Annotated in this window: 19 protein-coding genes; 4 read left to right on the forward strand and 15 right to left on the reverse strand. The window is 43.0% G+C overall.

The window, feature by feature from the left end; translation table 11 throughout:
• Window positions 1-3 precede the first annotated feature (3 nt).
• The 9 genes from SALPA_RS12485 to SALPA_RS12525 form a co-directional block, all read right to left on the reverse strand.
• Window positions 4-381, reverse strand: coding sequence for a polymer-forming cytoskeletal protein (locus SALPA_RS12485; protein WP_145094337.1), 378 nt, complete (start codon window positions 379-381; stop codon window positions 4-6).
• Between the two features lie 13 nt (window positions 382-394).
• Entirely contained in the window at window positions 395-1,318 is a 924-nt protein-coding gene (locus SALPA_RS12490) for a M23 family metallopeptidase (protein ID WP_255451184.1), read from the reverse strand.
• Between the two features lie 80 nt (window positions 1,319-1,398).
• Complete coding sequence (locus SALPA_RS12495) at window positions 1,399-1,935, reverse strand: DUF4446 family protein (protein ID WP_255451185.1); 537 nt, start codon at window positions 1,933-1,935, stop codon at window positions 1,399-1,401.
• A 63-nt stretch (window positions 1,936-1,998) separates the two neighbouring features.
• The gene (locus tag SALPA_RS12500) at window positions 1,999-2,691 is read right to left on the reverse strand and encodes a DUF554 domain-containing protein (protein WP_145094343.1); all 693 of its coding nucleotides are present in this window, start codon (window positions 2,689-2,691) and stop codon (window positions 1,999-2,001) included.
• A 3-nt stretch (window positions 2,692-2,694) separates the two neighbouring features.
• Window positions 2,695-3,864 (reverse strand): aminotransferase class V-fold PLP-dependent enzyme, encoded by a 1,170-nt coding sequence (locus SALPA_RS12505; protein WP_255451186.1) that lies wholly within the window; start codon window positions 3,862-3,864, stop codon window positions 2,695-2,697.
• Complete coding sequence (hydF, locus tag SALPA_RS12510; RefSeq protein ID WP_145094348.1) at window positions 3,854-5,077, reverse strand: [FeFe] hydrogenase H-cluster maturation GTPase HydF; 1,224 nt, start codon at window positions 5,075-5,077, stop codon at window positions 3,854-3,856. The genes SALPA_RS12505 and hydF overlap by 11 nt, the downstream gene beginning before the upstream one ends.
• A gap of 14 nt (window positions 5,078-5,091) precedes the next feature.
• Window positions 5,092-6,489, reverse strand: coding sequence for an aspartate ammonia-lyase (locus SALPA_RS12515; RefSeq protein ID WP_145094351.1), 1,398 nt, complete (start codon window positions 6,487-6,489; stop codon window positions 5,092-5,094).
• Between the two features lie 62 nt (window positions 6,490-6,551).
• Window positions 6,552-7,469 (reverse strand): ParB/RepB/Spo0J family partition protein, encoded by a 918-nt coding sequence (locus tag SALPA_RS12520; protein WP_145094354.1) that lies wholly within the window; start codon window positions 7,467-7,469, stop codon window positions 6,552-6,554.
• Window positions 7,462-8,223 carry a ParA family protein gene (locus tag SALPA_RS12525; RefSeq protein ID WP_145094357.1) on the reverse strand — a complete coding sequence of 254 codons (762 nt, stop codon included), beginning with the start codon at window positions 8,221-8,223 and terminating at the stop codon, window positions 7,462-7,464. Before SALPA_RS12525 ends, SALPA_RS12520 begins: the two co-directional genes overlap by 8 nt.
• A 199-nt stretch (window positions 8,224-8,422) precedes the next feature.
• Between SALPA_RS12525 and SALPA_RS12530 the strand changes: the two genes are divergently transcribed.
• Both SALPA_RS12530 and SALPA_RS12535 read left to right on the forward strand, forming a co-directional pair.
• A complete protein-coding gene (locus tag SALPA_RS12530; RefSeq protein WP_145094360.1) occupies window positions 8,423-9,109 on the forward strand; it encodes a methionine synthase in 687 nt (228 codons plus the stop codon).
• A complete protein-coding gene (locus SALPA_RS12535; protein WP_145094363.1) occupies window positions 9,110-11,482 on the forward strand; it encodes a homocysteine S-methyltransferase family protein in 2,373 nt (790 codons plus the stop codon). It begins immediately after the preceding gene.
• A gap of 451 nt (window positions 11,483-11,933) precedes the next feature.
• On the opposite strand, the gene noc is transcribed toward SALPA_RS12535, so the two are convergent.
• The 4 genes from noc to mnmE form a co-directional block, all read right to left on the reverse strand.
• The gene (gene noc, locus SALPA_RS12540) at window positions 11,934-12,872 is read right to left on the reverse strand and encodes a nucleoid occlusion protein (protein ID WP_145094366.1); all 939 of its coding nucleotides are present in this window, start codon (window positions 12,870-12,872) and stop codon (window positions 11,934-11,936) included.
• A 77-nt stretch (window positions 12,873-12,949) separates the two neighbouring features.
• Complete coding sequence (gene rsmG, locus SALPA_RS12545) at window positions 12,950-13,669, reverse strand: 16S rRNA (guanine(527)-N(7))-methyltransferase RsmG (RefSeq protein ID WP_145094369.1); 720 nt, start codon at window positions 13,667-13,669, stop codon at window positions 12,950-12,952.
• A 15-nt stretch (window positions 13,670-13,684) separates the two neighbouring features.
• Window positions 13,685-15,556: a tRNA uridine-5-carboxymethylaminomethyl(34) synthesis enzyme MnmG gene (gene mnmG, locus SALPA_RS12550; RefSeq protein WP_145094372.1), complete on the reverse strand. Its 1,872-nt coding sequence runs from the start codon at window positions 15,554-15,556 to the stop codon at window positions 13,685-13,687.
• 37 nt (window positions 15,557-15,593) lie between these two features.
• Window positions 15,594-16,979: a tRNA uridine-5-carboxymethylaminomethyl(34) synthesis GTPase MnmE gene (mnmE, locus tag SALPA_RS12555; RefSeq protein ID WP_145101937.1), complete on the reverse strand. Its 1,386-nt coding sequence runs from the start codon at window positions 16,977-16,979 to the stop codon at window positions 15,594-15,596.
• 438 nt (window positions 16,980-17,417) lie between these two features.
• On the opposite strand from mnmE, the gene SALPA_RS12560 reads away from it, so the two are divergent.
• Window positions 17,418-18,323, forward strand: coding sequence for a chemotaxis protein (locus SALPA_RS12560; protein WP_145094374.1), 906 nt, complete (start codon window positions 17,418-17,420; stop codon window positions 18,321-18,323).
• A gap of 182 nt (window positions 18,324-18,505) precedes the next feature.
• The gene (locus SALPA_RS12565) at window positions 18,506-19,258 is read left to right on the forward strand and encodes a hypothetical protein (protein WP_145094377.1); all 753 of its coding nucleotides are present in this window, start codon (window positions 18,506-18,508) and stop codon (window positions 19,256-19,258) included.
• A gap of 58 nt (window positions 19,259-19,316) precedes the next feature.
• On the opposite strand, the gene jag is transcribed toward SALPA_RS12565, so the two are convergent.
• Both jag and SALPA_RS12575 read right to left on the reverse strand, forming a co-directional pair.
• Window positions 19,317-19,961, reverse strand: coding sequence for an RNA-binding cell elongation regulator Jag/EloR (gene jag, locus SALPA_RS12570; RefSeq protein WP_145094379.1), 645 nt, complete (start codon window positions 19,959-19,961; stop codon window positions 19,317-19,319).
• Between the two features lie 2 nt (window positions 19,962-19,963).
• Window positions 19,964-20,620, reverse strand: a complete 657-nt coding sequence (locus tag SALPA_RS12575) for a YidC/Oxa1 family membrane protein insertase (protein WP_145101939.1) — start codon at window positions 20,618-20,620, stop codon at window positions 19,964-19,966.
• Window positions 20,621-20,663: the final 43 nt, after the last annotated feature.

Consider the following 20,663-nt stretch of genomic DNA (forward strand, 5'->3'; position numbering starts at 1 on the left):
ACTTCAGTTGTTACTCTCATCTATTGTATCCTTGCTCATATGACAGGCACCACGAAATACTGCGCCTTCACCAATGGTTAGTGTGCCAGCTTTAATATCACCATACACTTTAGCACTAGATAAAAGTTCTAATTTATCCGAAGCCTCAATATTGCCCTTAACGATCCCGGCAATCAACGCACTACGAACCTTAACCTGAGATGTTAATTTCCCGCTTTCACCGACTACAAGATCACCGTCAGTTGTAAGTTCACCTTCATGCTGTCCATCAATCCGAATAGTCCCTTGGGACGTAATATTGCCTTTAAAAGAAGTTTCCTTTCCAATAATAGTGGCTACTTGATCACCAATGGGGGCGGCTTGTTTCTTGCTGCAAAACATTAGCTCTTACCTCCTACAAAAAACTGGATGGATTAACAGCCGTACCGTTAACACGGATTTCATAATGCAAGTGTGGCCCGGTACTATAACCAGTACTTCCCATACGGGCAATTAATTGTCCTTTTTTAACCTGCTGCCCGGGAGTAACAAGATTTTGGGAATTATGACCATAAATAGTTACAATACCATTACCATGATCAATTTCTACCATATTGCCATAACCTCCATACCAACTGCTGTTTACAACTGTTCCATCAGCGGCGGCGGTAATCGGTGTACCTATATCATTCGCAATATCAATTCCAGGATGCCAATCGCCGCTCCCTGAACCCCAAGGTGAGCTACGCCAGCCAAAACGTGAGGTCACTTCACCATTTGTCGGCCAAATAGAAGGAGTCGAGGCTAAACGTTCTTTTTTTTCGGTTAAAGAACTCTTCAGGTTAATCAAACTATTTTCTCGTTCATTGGCTGCTGCTTTAAGCTCTTTGACTAAGTTCTTCAAATCAGCAGCATTTGGTTGTATACCAGGACCGCCTTGACCATTATAGTTTGTTAGTCTAGGCGGAGCCGAACGGGATGTGTCTACAATCTCCTCACTACTCACAATGCGACGAAGGTCATTATCCAATTGATTAAGACGATTCATGTCCTGCTGAAGATCTGCTGTAGCTTTCGATAGTTCTTGCAACTCGGCATTCTGTTTGCTGTTGACTACCCGCAATTGATTCAACTCATATTTTTCCTGGGCGGCGATATTGGTTTGATAACGATAATTTAGCATTGTTCCGGAAAGTATTGTTAGACAAATACCCAGTGTCACAGCTGTATATTTGACAAATTTCATCGGTATACGAATACTGAATACAGATTTGCCATGGTGAGGCACAATCATCAAAGTATATTCGCGTCTGTCAGGTTTTGGCGTGCTTTGCTTCAAATGATCACCTTCTCTTATATTCTTACACGTTATATACGCCGAACTATGGTTATATTCGCCAAAACCTACAAAATTCCTGCCTATTTATGATTTTTTTCCAAAGATTTGCTTAAAGCTGCTTTTTCTTCCGCTGTAAGATGATAGGTAGACTGACCATCCAAAATAGGCTTAGCATATACCCTGGATTCATTGCGCCCATAAATGCTTGATAATACTACGCCATTCTTATTTTGGTCAAGCAATGCCAAGGCAAAACTAAGATCACTACCAGTATCTTCAAAGGCATTAAATCGCACTATTCCCAGGTTTTGAATAGCCGTTGTTGTAACAACATCCAGATGGCGACATTTTTCGTCCAGATTTTTTACCTTAGTTACAGCTTGACGAACCTCTTCGATATGTTTTAATAGCAGACTTTCGATATTTGCGTTTTCCATTCCAAACATCATTTTACGGTAGCGTTTATTAAGCCTGCTCATTTTAATACTAACACTAATAAATATAATTAATGCTATAAAAATCAATATTGTCAAAACTGCTAATATATATGGTAAATTAGCAGTAATAAATAATGTATACTGTGACAAGTCCATATCTGTCCTTGTACCACCTTTCATTTTTCACTTATAACAATATATATATAGTGCCGTCACTTTTCTTATGTCTAATATATATATGGGCTATATTGGCCAATAATAAGCAATTACAGCTGCTGCTGGTATTGCTGGCAATAAATTTGCCAGTTTAATATTCTTTATTTCCAGCATTAGTATGCTCACTCCGACAATAAGAATCCCACCAGTCGCCGTTAGCTCTGTAACTACCTGCTCAGACAACACAGCACTAAAAAATCCAGCAAGCTGCGTAATTAGTCCTTGATAGACCAATACACTTACACTGGAAAAGGCAACTCCAATCCCCATGCTTGAAGTAAATACTACTGAAATAATGCCATCTAACAAGGATTTCGCATACAAGATACTAGTATCACCTGTCAAGCCGTCTTGAATTGAGCCAACAACAGCCATAGCCCCAATGCAGTACACTAGACTAGCCGTAACAAAGCCGCGCCCTATATTACTTTTCCCAGTTTCATCTGGGCCGCTTAGCTTCTCAGACAGCCATTCACCAATTTTATTTAGTCCGCCGTCAATATTGAGCGCTTCGCCGATAATGGCACCGACAGCTATTCCCAAAATAACAATAAGCACATTTTGTGTCTTTAATGCCATTTGCAAGCCAATAACCCCTACAGCCAAGGACATGCCGTGGATAAGCGTATTTTGGTATTTTTCAGGAATCCCCTGTTTAAGGGCTAAACCTACTCCAGACCCTATGATAACTGCGGCTGCGTTCACTAGCGTTCCTTTCATTTCTTATCCTCCCTGAGCAACAAGTTCCCTGACTGCAATAATCGTCTGTCCAATTTCTTCTTCTGTATTGAAATAACCAGGACTAAGCCTTACTGTCCCTGTCTTTACTGTTCCAATTGTTTGATGAGCCCAGGGAGCGCAATGCAGCCCTGAACGACAGGCAATATTATAGTTTTTGTCAAGGAGATGCGCAATCTGACCACTATCTCTTCCAGCTAAGGTAAAAGACACGACAGAGGTACGGCCATGAGCAGTCTGCTGCCCATATACTGTTGCCTCCGGAATCTGTCTCAACCCCTCCAACAATAAGTTCGTTAATTCCATCTCTTTGGCTTGAATTTTACTGCGCCCAGTAGCCAAAATAAAATCCACTCCGGCTTTAATACCGGCAATACCAGGAGTATTGGGCGTCCCACTCTCCAATCTATCAGGCATAAATTCAGGTTGTATATCTGATTCAGACATACTGCCTGTACCGCCTACCCGTAGCGGCCTTATACTAATTGTCTCCTGTACATAAAGGCCGCCTGTGCCTTGCGGTCCCAGGAGGCCCTTATGGCCGCTAAAGGCCAGGATATTGATACCCATAGCCGTCACATCAATGTCTTCTACGCCTGCTGTTTGAGCCGCGTCAACCAGTAAGGTTACACCTAGTTTTTTAGTTAGTTTACCAACCTCTGTTACCGGCATAATTGTCCCTGTCACATTAGAAGCATGGGTCATAATAACGGCTTTGGGCTTCGCTCTAATGGCTGCTTCCATCTCTTCCATCGCTAGTTGACCTGTAGAGGTACAAGGTATAACTTTAACCGTTACGCCTTGGGACTGAGCAACACGAACAGCCCGGGCTACCGCGTTATGTTCCATCGCTGTCGTTACAATGGTATCTCCAGGACCCACTATTCCGAATACGGCCATGCTGATGGCGTCGGTCGCATTATGAGTAAACACTAATTGATTGGCATCGGCAATACCAAACAACTCTGCTAATGCCTCGCGCGTCTCATATACCAGCATACTAGCCGCCCGCGCCATACTATGGCCACCCCTTCCCGGGTTGGCTCCCATGGTACGCAAGCAGGTATCAACGGCCTGATAAACACACTCTGGTTTGGGCCAAGTCGTAGCCGCATTATCAAGATATATCACAATTAGTTCACCCTTATTCTTCAAGAATCATCTGTGCCAAAGGAAAAGGTGCCAGGGCCCGATACAAAATACCGTGAATTTGAGCAATCAAGAGTCCATAATTGACAATAGGTATCCCCGCTTCTCTAGCCATAGCCAGCCGATATAACATCTCTCGCCGGTTAAGCATACAGGCCCCACAATGCACAATCAATTTATATTTTGCCAAATCTGCCGGAAAAGTACCACCTGATACCCAGTCAAAGTCAAGTTCACCGCCTACTGCTTGCCTTAGCCAGCGGGGAATCTTCACTTTACCAATATCATCTGCCTGACGGTGATGTGTGCATCCCTCTGAAATCAGCACCTTATCACCTGGTTGCAGACTTTCAATAGCTTTAGCACCAGCTACCAAGGTTTCTAAATCTCCTTTATGACGTGCCAATAATATAGAAAATGATGTTAACATTACCCCTGGCGGAGTATCTGCTCCAACTTTCATAAATTCCTGCGAGTCGGTAACAACTAAGCGTGGTGGATTTTTTAAATTTTCTAAGGCTTCTTTTAACTCTCGTTCCTTGACTACAACTGCGCATACATCATTATCCAATAGATCGCGAATAGTCTGAACCTGCGGTAAAATCAGCCTGCCCTTAGGTGCCGCTAAATCAATTGGCACTACCAAAACAACGGTATCTCCTGGTGATACTAAATCACCAATTAGCTGAGGCCCTTCCCAATCATCCGGGGCCAACTTAATCATCATGCGTTTCAGTTCTTCAATGCCCTGCCCTGTTTTAGCACTAATCGTAAGTAGTGGCAAATCCAAGGCATCACTCCAGGCAGCAACTTTGTCAGGCGCTACTGCCATAAGATCGCTCTTATTGATTACTCCGGCAATAGGCACATTGCGCTTTCTTATTTCTTTAATGAGCTCTTCTTCAAAATTTGTCACACCATCTTCTGGCTCAATAACAATTACAGCTAAATCAGTTTTATTTAGCACCTGCATTGTCCGTTCGACCCTCAATGCACCCAAATCACCGACATCATCAATGCCTGCTGTATCAATGATCATAACAGGCCCTATCGGCAATATCTCCATAGCCTTATATACCGGATCAGTAGTAGTGCCAGGAACATTAGAAACCAATGCAATATCCTGACTTGTTAACGCATTAATCAAACTAGATTTGCCGGCATTTCGCCGCCCAAAAATAGCAATATGCAGCCGTGATCCCTTTGGCGTTTCTTCCATACCTTTCCTTCCTCCTATTTTGGCATTCCGGCAATTCCCGGTCGGGTCATTGCCCGAGGATTCAAAGCAGCGTCAATTCTCTCTTCCGGCAAAACAGACAGTTGCATTGCCGCCTCCCGTACGGTAATATTATGCTCCATAGCATTTCGTGCCACCTTGGATGCTAAATCATAACCAATGTGTGGCACTAAAGCGGTAACACTTACTTGGCTATGATTTAATAAAGCTGTACAACGCTCACTGTCTGCCATTATCCCTTGAATACAAAAATCATTTAAAATTTTGACCGCATTTGTTAAGACAGCTAAACTTTCCAATAAATGATGGGCAATTAACGGCATAAAAGCATTCAATTCCAGTTGTCCTGATTGTGCAGCCATAGCAATTGCCATATCAGAAGCCATGACATGAAAGGCCACTTGGTTAACCGCTTCTGGAATTATTGGATTAACCTTACCAGGCATAATTGAAGAACCCGCCTGGCGTTCAGGCAGTTGTATCTCACCAATACCGGCCCGTGGGCCAGACGACATAAGCCGCAAATCATGGGACATTTTTCCCAAATTTACGGCTAATGCCTTCAGTAACCCAGATACTTCAACAAAGACATCGGCATTTTGAATGACATCAATCATATTTTCCGCTCTAGCTAAGCCGATACCAGCATATTGTCGTACCCGGTCATTAACCATAAATATGTATTTCTTATCAGCATTCAAACCTGTGCCAATTGCGGTGCCCCCTAAGGCTGCCTGCCGCAAACGTTCTTCAACCTTATACAGTCGCCAGCGGTCACGGGCAATGGCTCCTGCATACGCACTAAATTCCTGACCAAGCATAATTGGCACAGCGTCCTGCATTTCTGTCCGTCCAACTTTTATTATTCCAGCGAATTCTGCTTCCTTTTCTTGCAAAGACTCTTGTAAAACTGCACATCCATCACTTAATGGTTTGAGCAGCCAAATAGCGGCAATCCGCAACGCTGTCGGATAAACATCATTAGTAGACTGGTGCATATTCACATGGTTAAGCGGATGCACCAGACTATATTCACCACGTTGTCCTGATAGCAACTCAATCGCCCGATTTGCCAGTACCTCGTTAACATTCATATTGGTAGAGGTTCCTGCCCCCCCTTGCAATGCATCAACAACAAACTGATCCCGCCATTTTCCGTCCATTATCTCATCTGCAGCAACCATTATGGCCTGGGCTAGTTCTTTTGGCAAATACCCTAATTCTGCATTGACCTCAGCAGCAGCTTTTTTAATTAGTGCAATTGCCTTAATAAGAACAGCCGACACCCGATAGCCTGAGAGAGGAAAATTTTCCAATGCCCGTAAGGTATGGATACCATAGTATACTTCTAACGGTACTTCTCGCTCACCCAACAAATCTTTTTCTATCCGCACTTTTCCTCACCTCTGTTACCAAAGAATCCCTGTCAAATGTTTCACGTGGAACATTTGCAAATTTAGACCACCAGTTGTCCCTGAAACTTAGAAGCAGCGTTCTGCTGCTCCCTCGACAACATTTCCATAATCCGTTCTAAATCTTCATTTGAATAGTATTCTATTTCAATCTTACTTTTTAATTTACCAGGTTTAATTCTAACCTGCGTACCTAATATTAGCTTTAGTCTATCTTCAAATTCATTCATGAAAAATTGATTGTCTTCCTCTATTATCTCAGGTTTTGCCTCAACCGGCTTGCTTGGTCGTTTGGATGACAGTCGCCGAACCAATTCTTCCGCATCACGGGCTGATAAATCTTCATCAATAATTTGATTAGCGGCACTAATTTGCATTTCAGGAGATTCTAAAACTAGTAATGGTCTTACCTGTCCCATCGTCAATGTTCCACGTGAAACAAAAGCTTGTACTTCAGGTTGAAGATTAAGCAACCGTACAATATTGGCAACCATGGAACGGCTACGACCAATTTTTTGAGAAACCTCCTCCTGGGTTAAGCCAAACTCCTCAATCAGCCGCCGAAAGGCTATAGCTTCTTCAATAATATTAAGGTTTTGCCGTTGCAAATTTTCAACTAGCGCTATCTCCATCATTTCTGCGTCAGTATATTCACGCACCACAGCCGGGATCTGCTTTAATCCCACTAATTTAGATGCACGCCACCGCCGTTCCCCAGCCACTAATTCGTAACAAGTAAGCGTCTTTCGGACAACAACCGGTTGTATAATTCCATGCTGTTTAATCGATTGAGCTAACTCAGCTAGCGCCTCTTCATCAAAATCACGACGCGGCTGATGTGGGTTAGGAATAATCTCCTGAATAGCAATTTCATTAATAGGTTCACTACTCTCAATAGCTTGCCCCGCATTTGGCTCACCAAACAAAGCATCTAGTCCTCGTCCTAAGCCACGTTTACTCATCACCAATCACCTCACGCGCTAAATCAAAATATACTTCTGTACCCTTAGATTTAGGATCATATTTTATAACAGGCTTCCCATGGCTAGGTGCTTCACTTAACCTAACATTCCTAGGAATAATAGTTTGGTACACTTTATGACGAAAATGATTTTTCACCTCATCCACTACCTGAATGGACAAATTAGTACGAGCATCAAACATGGTTAACACTACCCCTTCCAGAGTAAGAACTGGGTTAAGATTTCTTTGTACCAAATTAATCGTATTCATCAACTGTGTCAAACCTTCCAACGCATAAAACTCACATTGAATAGGCACAAGCACTGAATTCGCGGCTGTCAATGAATTGATAGTAAGTAATCCTAATGACGGCGGACAATCAATAAGAACAAACTCATAGCTGAATTTGGCCTTATCCAATGCACGCTTAAGTTTGCCCTCACGCGACATCATCGATACCAATTCAATTTCTGCCCCTGCCAATTGAATTGTAGCCGGCAAAAGCTTAAGATTTGGAATTTCAGTTTGTACAACAATTGATTCCACTGGAACATCATTAATTAACGCATCATAAACACAATGTTTAATTGTACCTTTATTACAGCCCAAGCCACTAGTCGAATTACCCTGTGGGTCGATATCAATCAGCAATACCTTTTTTCCTAACTCTGCCAAACAAGCTGCAAGGTTGACTGCAGTAGTCGTCTTCCCTACTCCTCCCTTTTGATTGGCAATAGCAATCACTTTAACCAAACTATTTTCACCTCAAAAATAAATTACTTCCATCTTTCCATTCCACATATCTATGTGATTTCCTGCCAAAAAATACAGAAAAATAGCTATGTTAACATAACTATTAATTAAATATAAAATATACATCTTAGCTTTAACTAATTAGAAAAATATACTATAATGCTAATAATACCTCACTTAATTAAGGAGGTTTCCTATAATGCCTTTTTATTATCCTCGCCTAACCATTGTTGACCTTGATGAAACCAGACGCTATGCTGGTCTAGGCCGTAAAGTAGACTTCTCAGCAACTTTGCTTAGCGAAGCATGTACACAGGCTCAATTACTATCCATCCCCAAAGGAGTTTGGCAGCTATACACCTATGACCAGGATGCACATACCATTCTGGCAAATGAACCTGTTGTGTTAACCGCTAACAGCATCATTAAGCATCTAACCGGAGCAGTCGAAGTAGCCGTAATGGCAGTAACTATTGGTCTGCCATTGGAAGAAGAAGTATCTACTTTGTTTTTGAAAAATCAATATACATCAGGACTGCTGTTAGATGCCGCTGGAACAACAGCAGTAGAAATGTCTTGCGCCGCAGTCTGTAGCGTAATTGCGCAGCAAGCTGGCCAAGCCGGTTTAGCAGCCGGCAGACGCTTTAGCCCCGGCTATGGCGACTGGCCGGTCGAGCTTCAGCCTGAGATATTGGAGTTGGCAACAGGAGCAAGTATCGGCCTTAGCGTCACCGATACCAAAATGCTCGTGCCACGCAAGTCGGTTACCGCTATTATTGGTTTATACCCTTATCACCATACATTGAACCTATCACATCAGCAAGAACTGCCTTGTGACAAATGCAATCAGATTGGCTGTCAAGCACGAAAGGAGACAAATGAGTAGATGATTTATCTATTTGACGGTGCTATGGGAACAATGTTGCACCAGGCCGGCCTGAAGCCAGGCCAATGTCCTGAGTTATGGAATATCGAGGAGCCTGCCAAAATAACAGCTATTCACAGCCAGTATGTGGCAGCAGGCGCCAATATCATTGAAACAAACACTTTTGGTGCTAACCGTATAAAGCTATCTCATTATGGCTTAGAAGCCAAAGTCGCTGCCTTAAATATAGCAGCCGTAACCGCTGCCCGCAAAGCCGCCGGTACTCATGCCAAGGTAGCCGGGTCAATTGGTCCAACAGGTAAATTTATTGCGCCGCTAGGGGAACTTACCTTTGATGTCGCTTATGAAGTTTTTTATGAACAGATCACAGCTCTTGACCAAGCCGGTATTGACTACATAATCATTGAAACAATTATTGATATCCAAGAAATGCGGGCCGCCCTCCTTGCAGCCAAGGCAGCCACATGTAAACCAATTATCTGCCAGCTATCCTTTGATGCTGACGGCCGGACTGTCACCGGCACTGATCCCCGCACAGCAGCCATCACCTTGGAAGCCTTAGGAGCCAACGTGATTGGCGCCAACTGCTCATTAGGGCCAGCACAACTCTTGCCAATAATTGAATCATTAGCACAAAATTGTTCCATCCCCCTTAGTGTGCAACCAAATGCCGGGATGCCACAATTGGTCAATGGACAAACCATTTTCCCCATGACAGCAACAGAAATGGCTGGCTGGATTCCAAAACTAGCAGCTGCCGGTGCTACCTATATTGGTGGCTGTTGCGGCACCACGCCATCCCATATTAAAGCTATTCGCCAAGCAATTGATGCCTTGCCCCAGATAAAGATACAACGAAATTCAGCTTTTACCGCTCTAACGAGCCGCACCCGGGCGATAAGTATCGGCGCACAATTTGCTCCTGTGATTATTGGTGAACGCATCAATCCCACTGGCCGTAAAGCATTAGCAGCCGACATAAAAGCTGGCAATTTTATTACCGTAAAAAAAGAAGCCCTAGCTCAGATAAAAGCCGGTGCCGGTATTTTAGATATAAATATGGGTGTACCAGGTATTGATCAGGCCACTGCCATGAAACAGGTTATTGAGGACTTATCCACTCTAGTTGATGTGCCGCTAGCCATTGATACCACCGACCCAATAACGCTTGAGGCCGGTCTAAAAGCCTATCCCGGTCGGGCACTTATTAACTCAGTCACTGCCGAACCCGAGCGTTTGGAATCCTTCCTCCCGCTTGCCAAAAAATACGGTGCCGCTGTATTATGCCTGCCAATAGCCGACAGCGGAGTGCCATTAACAGCAATAGAGAGGGTTGCAGTAGCTAAAAAATTAGTAGACCTTACTCAGGAATATGGTTTAAACCGTCATGATCTACTGCTGGATGCGCTGGTTATGACAGTGGCAACTGACGCTAAGGCTGCTGCAGAAACTCTGTTAACCCTCAAATTATATCGTGAACAACTCGGATGCCCTGCTGTCATGGGTCTTAGCAATGTCTCATTTGGTCTGCCGCGGCGCGATCTAATGAATGCATCCTTTTGCGCTATGGCTGTAGATGCCGGCCTTGACGCACCAATCCTGAATCCATTTGATCCATTAATGCAGGATGTTTGGTCCGCCGCAGTTACATTAAGTGGGCGCAACCCACAAGCCGTTGTTGAATACAGCAAAAAACATGTTGATCTGCCAGCCTTGACAACAAATATCACTACTGCTATTGATATATTATCTCAAATTCGCCAGAGCGTCATTAATGGTGAAACAACCGGAGTGGCACCACTAGTGCGCCAGGCACTAACCGAAAACCACACTCCACTGGCTATTACTGACCAGGCATTAACAACTGCCATGAATGAAGTGGGCCAGGCCTTTAGTCAGGGACGTTGCTTCCTGCCCCAGGTGCTGCTATCTGCTGAAACTATGCGTACGGCCTTTAACACAATTAAAGAAGTACTACCCGCCCATCAAACCCAAAGCCTTGGCACAATACTCCTCGCTACAGTAAAAGGAGATATTCATGATCTAGGGAAAAATATTGTGGCAGCCCTAATGGAAAACAACGGCTTTACTGTTATTGATCTGGGTAAAGATGTTGCCCCTGAAACCATTGTAGCAGCCGCCCAAAGACACCAACCACAGCTTATCGGCTTATGTGCACTAATGACTACCACTCTGCCGCAAATTGATAATACGATTGCAGCTCTCCGCGCGGATGGTTTTACTGGTAAAATCATCGTAGGCGGGGCTGTACTCACTGATAGCTATTCCCGGCAGGCGGGCGCAGACGCCTACGCTGACAATGGCGTAGCTGCCGTCAATATTGCCAAACACTTGCTTGCCACCGGTAAGTGAAACAGGCATTAACTAACAAATTACGATAACTATAAGAAAAGCCGCTAACGAGGTCCTTTGTCTTACGTTGAGTCATTGAAATACAAGGATAGGGGTTTTACTTTTGGCATTGCCCCGAAAGTAACAAAAGGTCTAGGCCCCAAGCCTCCAAAAGCTGAAAAGCCGGGCGATATTCCCAAAATCCGTAAACTCGCTACGCTCAAACAGTACGGATTTTTTAACGGAATACCACCCGGCTTTTCTCCTGCGGAACGCTTTTTCCGGCAAAGGCCGAGGGGTTACGGGAGTTACGAGGGTACTGGCCGCCTGTGCCGGGTTTTATACTTGACACCCCTTATTTTATAAGGCCACCATAACTCTCAAAAACATATACTTCTTATCTTATCAAAAAGGGGCTGTGGAAAACTTAGCGCTAAGTTTCCCACAGCCCCTTTACCGCAATAGTAACCTATTACTTGTGGCTATTCTTTACCTGGATACTGATATTGACATAATCGCCCTCAATATCTTGCTTTACTTTAATATCCATACCGCTTTTCTTCATTTGGGATACTACGCTATTAATCGTATTAATGAAAATACGAACATCTTTAATTATCTTAACTAGTGTCTGTTTGGGAGCAGGCTGCTTTTCCTGGGAAATATTATTGGAAAAGTTCTCAATCAAGTCTTCTGTCTCCCGGACATTCAACCCCTTTTCCTTCACATCAGCAAGTACTTCCAACTGGATTTGGGAATCTTCTATTTTTAAAAGCGCACGGGCATGACGCTCTGTCAAGCTCTGACCCACAAGTACCTTGCGCACTTCCGGTGCTAACTTCAATAGCCGCAGTTTATTCGCAATGGTCGATTGATTTTTCCCCACCCGTCGTGCTAACTCTTCCTGGGTAAAGCTAAAGCTGGCAAGCAAGTGTTGATATCCTTCGGCCTCCTCTAAAAAGTGTAGATCCTCCCGCTGTAAATTCTCAATCATGGCCAACTCAGCCATTTCTTTGTCATCTAGCTCTCGCACAATAACAGGAACTTCAGTGAGACCTGCTAAACGAGAAGCCCTAAGGCGACGTTCACCAGCGATTAGCTCATAAGCCTCACCTTGCCGACGTACCAACAGTGGTTGAATTACCCCAAACTCACGAATAGATTCAGCCAACTCTTGCAACGAATCATCATTAAAAGTTTTACGTGGCTGAAATGGGTTCGGTATAATGATTTCAGGCGAAACTCTATGTACTGATTGCAAATCAACAACATTGACTGCTTCTGTTGTATTAGAAGCAGTATTAGCTGCAATATTTTGTTCATTCGCAACAACAGAATTACTCTCCGTAATATCCGCGGGAATAGTTGGCGAAGCTTCTCCAATACCAAACAGCTTAGCCAAATTTCTCATGATTCCACCACCTACAAAACAATTAGGTTATCTATGCTAGTTCTTATATTCTGCAGATAATGGTATTTTCCTTTAAATCACAATGGCTTTTTTTCCGGAGTGCCAGCCTTACGCGGATAGGTTTGCGGCGTAACCGCAATTTTTTTTATATAAATTACCGCCCGCTTATCAGTAAGACCAGGCAAATTCACTGGCTTGATATTTTCGATTTTCCCGCCAAGCAAAGTAACAGCTTTAGCGGCTTCCCGCACCTCTTCTTCGTATTGGGCTCCCTTCAAAGCTATAAAACAGCCACCAACTTTAACAAACGGCAGACATAACTCGCATAATACATTAAGCCTGGCTACAGCCCTCGACACCGCAAGTTGATATTGCTCCCGGTATTGTTTGTTTTTTCCAGCTTCTTCGGCCCGGGCATGAACAGTATAAACCCCGTCAAGTGATAAATCATCAATAACCGCACGCAAAAAATTTAACCGCTTATTTAGCGAATCCATCAATGTCAGCTTAATATCCTGCTGAAAGATTTTAAGCGGAATACCCGGAAATCCAGCGCCTGTACCAACATCAATTATCCTCACACCAGGAGTAAACAGCTCCTCCTGATAACAAGATAGCGAATCAATCATATGTTTAACAGCCACCTCATACGGCTCAGTAATCGCAGTTAAATTGACCTTTTCATTCCACACTACTAGCTGCTGGTAGTAACTATCCATGGCGGCCAATTGCTCTGGCACAAGATTTAGCCCATATTCAGCGGCTGCTTTAGCTAATATATCCTGAAAATGATTCATAGCTAACCCCCTATATTATTGTCTACCCCGCCGCTGCTCCAAATGCACCATCAATATAGAGATATCTGCAGGTGAAACCCCGGAAATGCGAGCAGCCTGGCCTACTGACAGAGGCTGAATTTTAGTTAGCTTCTGGCGAGCTTCCAGTGATAGCCCGCTAATTTGGCTATAATCCATATCTTCAGGCAGACGTTTAGCCTCAAGTTTAGCCGAACGCTCTACTTGCTCAATCTGTTTTTGGATATATCCTTCATATTTAGCAGATATTTCCACTTGTTCACGTACTACTGATGGTATCTCAGGCAACGAAAACTGCAGGCGCATAGCCTCATAGCCAACCTCTGTACGTTTAAGTAAATCATATAAAGTAATGCCTGTCCGAAGTTCAGCCGTACCAAGAGCCATCATTTTTTCCTGTATTTCAGGCAATGGAGTAATTTGTATGCTTTTCAACAATTCTAACGTCTGCTCAATAGCCTCCCGCTTGCGAATAAAGCGCTCATACCGCTCATCAGTAACAAGGCCAATATCCCGCCCTTTCTCGGTCAGGCGCAGATCGGCATTATCTTGCCGCAAAATTAGACGGTATTCGGCTCTGGAAGTCATAATCCGGTAAGGTTCACTGGTTCCTTTAGTCACCAGATCATCAATCAATACACCAATGTAAGCGTCAGCACGAGATAATATAAAGGGTGGTCGCGCTTGTACCTGTAGCGCCGCATTAATCCCCGCTATTAAGCCCTGTGCAGCCGCCTCTTCATAACCGGAAGTGCCATTAGACTGACCGGCAGAAAATAATCCATATACCTTTTTTGTTTCCAATGTTGGTTTCAGCTCAGTAGGGTCAATACAATCATATTCAATCGCATAACCAGGACGCATAATCTCGACCTTTTCCAGACCGGGAATGGTTCGCAAAAAAGCTAACTGAACATCTACCGGCAGACTTGTAGACATCCCTTGAATATACATTTCCGTAGTATTGGTTCCCTCTGGTTCCACAAATACCTGATGCGCTAATTTATCAGCAAAGCGTACTACCTTATCCTCAATTGACGGACAGTAACGCGGTCCTGTCCCTTCAATAATCCCCATATATAAAGGTGCACGGTGCATATTCTCCCGAATAATAGTATGGGTTTGCTCATTAGTATAAGTCAACCAACAGGGAATTTGTTCACGAGTAACCGTATCACTAAGAAAAGAAAAATTATGAGCCACATCATCACCAGGCTGAATGGTCATTTTACTGGTGTCCACAGTCCGGGCATCCACTCGTGCGGGCGTGCCGGTTTTGAACCGCATCAGTGAAATTTCAAGTACCTTAAGCGCTGTCGACAACTTCTCTGCAGCCCGCTGACCTGCCGGACCACCAGGGTAATTAATTTCTCCCAGAATAATTTTCCCCCGTAAATACGTACCTGTCGCAATAATAACACAGCTAGCACTATATATCTCGCCCAGTTCAGTTACTACCCCGGTGACACGCCCATTTTCCACCAGGATATTATCAATTAATGCCTGTTTAACAGCCAGATTAGGCTGAATCTCCATGGTATGCTTCATGGTCGACTGATATAGGCGCTTATCAGCCTGAGCCCTGAGAGCATGCACTGCCGGGCCTTTACCAGTATTAAGCATTCGTATTTGAATACAGGTCTTGTCGGTATTGATACCCATTTGACCGCCAAGTGCATCAATCTCTCTCACCAGATGGCCCTTGGCCGGTCCACCAACTGCCGGATTACAAGGCATCATTGCAATATTATCCATATTAAGAGTAGTAATTAATGTCCGACACCCCAGTCGTGCTGCAGCCAGCGCTGCTTCACAGCCAGCATGCCCAGCACCAATTACTACAACATCATACTTATCTGCTTGAAACAAAATTATCACCTCATTGTACTACCGCTCTTCCAATTTTCTACTTACCAATACAAAATTGAGTAAATATCTGATCGATGATATCCTCACCTACCGTATCTCCTGTTATTTCGCCAAGCTTTTCCCATGCAGCCCGGAGATCGACAACAATACAATCTGTTGGCATTCCTGCCTCAATCGTTGCCAAAGCTTCAGCCAGCCTCCCCTGGGCCTGTCCCAGAGCATCAGCTTGGCGTACATTGCTAACAAATGCAGCTTCACCCTGACTAACCTGACCACTATACACCATATCAGCAATCATCTGCTCCAGCTCAGCCAAACCTTGACCAAGTTCTACCGAAATCCGTAATACCAACCGGCCATCTGTATATTTTTCTACTTCTTCAGATTCTAACTGGGCAGGTAGATCACTCTTATTGATTAATACAATGGCCTGTTTACCTGATAACAAGGCCAGCACCGCCTTATCTTCAGATGATAATGGCGCAGACGAATCTAGTAACACCAATATAAGATCAGCCTGACCTACTAACTCGCGCGCCCGCTCCACGCCGATTTTTTCCACCACATCGGCAGTTTCGCGAATACCTGCCGTATCAATAATTTTAAGCGGTATGCCGCGAATATTAACATATTCCTCAATGATATCTCTGGTTGTACCAGGAACATCAGTAACAATGGCCCGCTTCTCCCGGAGTAAAGCGTTAAGCAAACTCGATTTACCAACATTAGGCTTACCAATAATTACAGTTGCCAATCCCTCGCGTAAAATTCTGCCTGTTTGCGCAGTCGCCAATAAAGCACTAAGCTGTAGATCAGCCTCTTGTATTAATTTTGCAACATCAGTCGCCGCCACCGCTTCAATATCCTCTTCTGGAAAATCAATTGCAGCCTCTAGTTGAGCAATCATTCGCAAAATAGTGTGACGCAATTCTTTTACCTGCTCTGATAACTGGCCTGATAAATTGCCAATTGCCGCTTTAAGTGAGGTATCAGTCTTCGCCCTGATAATATCAATTACCGCCTCGGCCTGTGCTAAATCCAATCGCCCATTCAAAAAAGCCCGTTTGGTAAATTCACCCGGCTCAGCCAACCTTGCTCCCACTTTCATAGTAAGTGCCAGCACTCGTTGCAATGGGACTGGTCCACCGTGACAATGAACTTCCACAATATCTTCACAAGTATAAGAGCGGGGAGCACGCATGATAAGGAGCAATACTTCATCTACCTTTTCACCACTATCAGGATCAATAATATCACCATACAATACTTTATGAGACAGAACGTCAGCCACCCGTTTGCCTACTTTACTAACAAACAGCTTATCCGCAATAACTAGCGCTTTACTACCACTTACCCTTACAATACCAATACCACCTTCACCGATTGAGGTAGCAATTGCGCTAATAGTATCATCACTAGTCAACCCAATCAACAATATTCCACTCCTTACAAGGTTTTACTCGAGTGAACTTGTTTCAGCATAGCTGAAACATCGGCGGGTTCAGGTGGGGAGTCTACCTCACCTGAACAAACGTCGCCTGCAGAGACAGAAGTCTTAACTCGCCGCAAAAGATAAACTACACTTAGGACTGTAACTCAGCTAGTCAGTTTTTATTACTATGTAAATATATTAATATTCCCTGCCCTCTTCCATGTTCCTGCTTATCTTCATAAGCAATCGCTACCACATTTTCAACATACAGCTGCCTCTATCTGCTAGTATTTTAATGCAGAATAGTTATTATTTGCTGAATTAAGTAAAATTACTCAGAAATTTATTATTAAGCATGAACTTTTAGCAGGTAAACTAACCACAGCCTAGAAATAATAATTATTGATATTATTGAAAAAGAAAGAAGGGATGGCAATGTCTGAGAAGGGGATTTTGCTGGAATCCGGAACTAATGAGTTTGAAATAGTTGAATTTTCTATTGGTCCAGTTAGTTATGGCATTAATGTAGCAAAAGTAAGAGAAGTTATTAACCCCCTAACAATCACCAAAATGCCCAATGTTCATCCATGGGTTGATGGTATTTTTACTCTACGCGGACGGGTTATGCCTTTAGTCAACCTGCCCCGCTGCCTGGGTGCAGAGTCATCCACTACTTCACCCAAGGTAATTGTAAGCGAGCTCAATAACTACTTTGTTGCCTTTCTTGTTGATGAAGTATCACGTATTCACCGTATCTCCTGGACAGCCATGGAGCAACCTCCCAATATTGCCAACTCTGAAATGGTTGTCGGAATAATAAAAATGGCGGAAAAAATGGTAATTTTATTAGACTTTGAAAAAATAGTAGCTGACATTAACCCGGAAATGAACGAGAAATTTAATCAGATTACTTCCGCAGCCCCTAATGTTATGGATATTCGCAAAAATAAAACCATTTTAATAGCAGAAGATTCCAAACTACTGCGAGATCTATTGCTAGGTACACTGCACAATGCCGGTTATGCCAATATAATTTTAACTGAAAACGGGCAAGATGCCTGGGAAAAAATCGAGAAACTGGCTGCTAATGGTGAACCTATTGAAAATAAAGTGCAACTGGTAATCACCGATATTGAAATGCCACAAATGGACGGTCATCATCTTACAAAACGCATCAAGGAAAATGAAAAACTTAAACATTTGCCTGTTATACTCTTCTCCTCACTAATCAATGAAGAAATGCGTTTAAAAGGACAGTCTATTGGCGCTAACGGACAAGTTTCTAAGCCAGAAATTGCTGAGTTAATTGATCTAATTGATAAATTCATTCTTTAAAAGAAATACTACCCGCGGCGGGTAGTATTTCTTTTTCCCTGCCACTTCACGTTATCAATTCCTATAACTATTTACGTTATATATACCTTCCAAGAAATAGTACGCGATCAATTTTTCATTTTTCTTATTATTGTCAATAACCGCCAAGCATTGTACAATATTGATGAAAGTGAGGTGTTTGTATGAGCAGTGAGCATAAATATTATAGCGTTATTATAAAAGGATGCTATAATCAGGAAAACTTAGAACGTAGCCTGGAAAAAATTTTGCTGCGCGGGCGGTTAGCTATAAAAATGGCTTTGAATACTATGCCTTGTGTTATTATCTATAAAGGTAATGTAGACACTATTATTCCGATCTTTAAAGCTTTGATAACGGAATACGCAGCTATCACCATTCTTGCAGATGGTGTGCCTCCTACATTACCTATCGCCAAAAAATACCGGGATTTTTCACATATAAGCCCCGAGCTACAGGCACTACTCGTCGATGTCCCTGAAAACCTTTGGCTGGGCGAGGCCATCCATCGTATTATTCCAGCAAGCTTTTTAGATGAAACTGGTGCCTTAGTAGTGTCCAGCCATGCAATCTATTTCATTGATAAGCCTGCTGGCAATACCAAGTGTCGTTGGTTAATAATCCCTTATGAACAACTTAATGGCTCCCTTAATCTGGGTGAACAGGAAACTCAGTTAATCATACATCATCAAGATGCTGCTGGTCAGCAAAATGATGTCTTTACAATACCGCAAGAATTTGTAGCTTCTGCCAAAACATCAATAGAACAAGCAAAATTGGCCGAGAGGTATTTAATTAAAATCAAAACACATTGCATAACCTGTGGCTACAGATCAGAGAATACAATTGCGCATGCACCTACTGAACTACACTGCCAACATTGCGGCAAACCTTATCAACGTACCATAACCGTATAACAACAATAAAGTTTTTATTGGATACGCAATAGTAAAGCCGGGGATATCCCCGGCTTTACTATTTGCTACTATTTTTTAAGGCAATAACTACTTTGCGATAAGGCTCATCGCCTTCACTGTATGTAACAATTCGATAATCATTCTGCAATGCCATATGGATAATCTTACGCTCCTGCGGACTCATAGGTTCAAGTACCACCTTTTCGCCACGCCGTTTAACCTTATCTGCCAAGCGCATAGCCAATCTAGATAAGGTTTCTGCCCGCCGTTTACGATAATCCTCCACATCCAAAATAATCCGACTACGCTCAGTCGCCTCGCGATTGGCTGCCAAATTGGTCAGATATTGCAACGCATCCAGTGTCTGGCCATGTTTACCAATAAGCACACCCAAATCTTCGCCGTGAAGATTAATAACCACATGATCATCATGTGTTATCTTCTCCATGGTAACCGCAATATTCATAGCCTCAAATACTTTTACTAAAAACTGTCTAGCTTCCACTACCGGATCGATAGCACGAACAGTTACGCGTACTCTGGCAAGCTTAGAACCGATAAACCCGAACAATCCTTTACTAGGAACTTCCAACACCTCATAATCAATTCGATCTCGGGTTTCTTCAAGTTCAGCAAGGGCCAGTTCAATTGCTTCATCAATCGTTTTTCCTGTTTTTTCTACAGTATTAAGCTTACCATTCATCCTTAGCGTGCCTCCTCACCAGTAACTGACGGTTTATTTCGATACATAAACCACTGTTGAAAAATCTGAAATAAATTGCTTACTACCCAATAAAGCACTAATCCACCAGGAAATGACAAGCTAATATAACCAATAAACAACGGCATAAATATCATCATCATCTTAGTCTGCTGGGTCATCTCGGTAGTTGTCTGCTTTTGCTGAATATATGTGGTCAAAGCAGATAATATAGGCAATATATATGTAGGATCAGGCTGCGCCAAATCTGTCATCCACAAAAAGCTTGGTGGCTGTTGCAAATAATGGTAATCGCGTATAGCAAAGAAAATAGCAATCAAAAATGGCATTTGCACGATTAACGGCAAACAACCGGCCAAAGGATTAACTCCTGCCTCTTTATATAGCGATGCCAATTCCTTATTAAGCTTTTCCGGATTACCTTTATATTTTTCCTGCAATTGCTTCATCTTAGGCTGAATGTCCTGCATTGCTTTCATTGACTTTACCTGCTTGACAGTTAACGGATAGAGCACTGCCTTAATTGCGATGGTAAGAAGAATTATGGCAATACCATAATTCGCAAACCCCATAGTCATTGTCAAATCATAAAAGAAAGTCAATGCAGTTTGCATTATATTGCTTAAAAAACCAAAGTTCATAAAATCCAAAAAAATTCCCTCCTGCAAATGGTCGGATGTTTAT

Origin of the sequence: Sporomusa sp. KB1, from assembly GCF_007830295.1 — a bacterium.
Classification (GTDB): Bacteria; Bacillota; Negativicutes; order Sporomusales; family Sporomusaceae; genus Sporomusa.